The organism is Candidatus Bandiella numerosa, from assembly GCF_021811875.1.
Lineage (GTDB): Bacteria > Pseudomonadota > Alphaproteobacteria > Rickettsiales > Midichloriaceae > Aquirickettsia > Aquirickettsia numerosa_A.
Genome location: NZ_JAJBJD010000150.1, coordinates 1 through 2,747, shown reverse-complemented (window position 1 = coordinate 2,747; position 2,747 = coordinate 1). Strand labels below are relative to the sequence as shown.

The 2,747-nt window shown below is 32.4% G+C and carries 3 protein-coding genes; all 3 read left to right on the top strand.

From position 1 onward, the window contains the following. Positions 1–356 precede the first annotated feature (356 nt). On the top strand, positions 357–590 hold the full coding sequence (locus L8D11_RS04835; protein WP_236870540.1) for an AbrB/MazE/SpoVT family DNA-binding domain-containing protein: 234 nt from the start codon (positions 357–359) through the stop codon (positions 588–590). After that, the gene (locus L8D11_RS04830) at positions 591–992 is read left to right on the top strand and encodes a PIN domain-containing protein (RefSeq protein WP_236870539.1); all 402 of its coding nucleotides are present in this window, start codon (positions 591–593) and stop codon (positions 990–992) included. Positions 993–1,298: 306 nt separating this feature from the next. Beyond that, positions 1,299–2,480: a BaiN/RdsA family NAD(P)/FAD-dependent oxidoreductase gene (locus tag L8D11_RS04825; RefSeq protein WP_236870538.1), complete on the top strand. Its 1,182-nt coding sequence runs from the start codon at positions 1,299–1,301 to the stop codon at positions 2,478–2,480. Positions 2,481–2,747 lie beyond the last annotated feature (267 nt).

Genomic DNA, 2,747 nt, shown 5'->3' with positions numbered 1-2,747 from the left:
ACTCTTCTCTATACGTTCTTCTGCTTCTCTTACTAAAAATGACATTTTGCCTCCTCTTTCGTATGTACTTATCTTTTCATTCTATCATATATGTTTCTTTCTGCCTATTATGCAATGGTCTTTATTTATAGTATACATTTATATTATACAGCCATCTTCCGAGAAATAGCCTTTTTCTAAAATAATCTCGCCTATATAATTTAACATTGTCTTCTTTTATATTTTTATACTACTCTAAACTAATATATTCCACTACACACTTTTGATATACACCTTATAAATAACTTATAGGGATTGTAATATAGTATTATACCATATATAATACTATATTATGTAAATAGTTAATAATAAACCACATGGAGAAATCTCTATACTCTATTATGAATGAAAAGGGGCAAATAACAATTCCTGCTACTATCAGAAACAAATTACAGTTACAAGCTACTAATAAGTTTGAAATTATTAATAGGGGTGATTTTATAATAATGCTCCCAGTTAATAAATCTCTCAAGGATTTAAGAGGCTTTCTTCCTAAACCTGAAAAAGCTTTATCTTGTGATGAAATGAATGAAATTATTAAAAATAGATAAATGATTGCAATTGACACCAATATTCTCATCAGATACATAACTCAAGATGATGAGCTTCAATCAAAAGCCGTTGAAAGGCTCTTAGCCAAATATGACGGCGAAACACAGTCTATTTTTATCAACAACATTGTCTTGTGCGAACTAGTCTGGGTTTTAGATAGGGGATATAAATATTCTAAAGAGCAAATCACCTCCACTATAAGAATCATCTTCTCAACAACAGAATTTGCATTTGAGCATCACAACATCCTATGGCTCACTCTCGAAGATTATGAACACAACAAAGCTGATTTCGCCGATTGCCTAATCGCCAGAATAAACAATCACCACGGCTTCAAAAAAACTTACACTTTCGACAAATATACAGCCATGAATAACTTATTCTCTCTTTGCAATTCTTAAAATTCTTTGTGTATTTTTTGATTCATCGCTAATAACAATTGCGACATTTATCTTGCAAATTCACAAAATTGACTTTTTATATTTGCATCTGTCTGTCAGATCATATAATGGCTATTACACCTTAAATCTGCTGCATTGCTGTCCAACCATCTAGGATCACTTCTCTTTTTTCTTCTTAGCCTAAGTTTTGCATATGATTTAACTAGAAAAATGGTATAGTTTAACTCTTGTCGCTGCGAACTTTGCAAAAGTGAAACAATTTTGCGCACCATACATTAAAATAAATATTTTTTAAAAAACACTTAAGTGAATACGGTTAAATACGATGTGATTGTTGTTGGTGCTGGCGCTGCAGGGCTTATGGCTGCATCGACAGCAGGAAAGCGTGGTAGAAAAGTTTTACTTATTGAACACACTCATAAGATTGGCGAAAAAATTAGAATTTCCGGTGGGGGAAGGTGTAATTTCACCAACCTAAACGCTAGTCCTAAAAATTATCTTTCAGAAAACCCATGCTTTATGATTTCTGCATTGGCTAGATATACACAATATGATTTTATAAAATTGGTAGAAAGTTATAGTATTGCCTATCATGAGAAAACTTTAGGGCAGTTGTTTTGCGATGGCTCAGCTATACAGATTATTAATATGCTAATTACAGAATGTAAGATACATAATGTTACTTTATTGCTTAATAATTCAATATCAGTAATTACTAAAAATGATGAATTTTACCTAAAAACTAGCCATGGAATTTTTCAAGCCCAATCATTAATCATTGCTAGTGGTGGACTTTCTATACCAAAACTTGGTGCATCTAATTTTGGTTATCAAGTAGCTAAACAATTTGGCTTGCAAATAGTTACTCCACGCCCTGCTTTAGTACCATTAACTGTTGCCGAATCAGATTTGGGAGTTTTTAAAGATTTAAGTGGAGTCTCAATCCCTTGTATAGTTTCTAATAAAAAAATTCGGTTTAGAGAAAATATTTTATTTACCCATAGAGGGTTAAGCGGACCAGCAATTTTGCAAATTTCATCTTATTTGGAACAACCAAAACAAGCAGAAATTACTATTAACTTATTGCCTGAAATAGATATAAGAGAATTATTTATAACCAATAAAAATAACAAGAGTTTGCTCAGTAATTTTCTGAAAGAACATCTGCCTAAAAGTTTTGTTGATAACTTATCATTAACTTATGCATTTGATAAAAGAATAGTTGATTATAAATCAATTGCATTGGAAAAAATTGCCTTCTTTCTCCATAATTTTATAGTTAAAATAGATAATACGGAAGGATATATGAAAGCAGAAGTGACAGCAGGTGGAGTTAACACCAACGAATTATCCTCTAAAACCATGGAAGCAAGCAAAGTGCCTGGTTTATTTTTCATTGGCGAAGTGGTAGATGTTACAGGCTGGTTAGGAGGTTATAATTTTCAGTGGGCCTGGTCTTCAGGCTATGTCGCCGGGCTTTATGCTTAATTTAACAGTTGAATTGTCCCCAAAATATGGAGTAAAAGTTAAATATCATTTTCATCAACGTAAAAATCAAATATAGGGGTCTTTTGTAAAAAAATAAAAATTTTATAAGATGAACCAAATATAAAAATATTTATAATATTTGCGCCGTGCATGATGTAAGAGTAGAGGGTTCAAGTCCCTCATGGGCTGATATAGAGCTGTCCATTAGCTGAGGCAAGGTTAACTTCGTGAGGAGTTGGCGGAAGGAAGCTGACGGCAAAGTAAGGC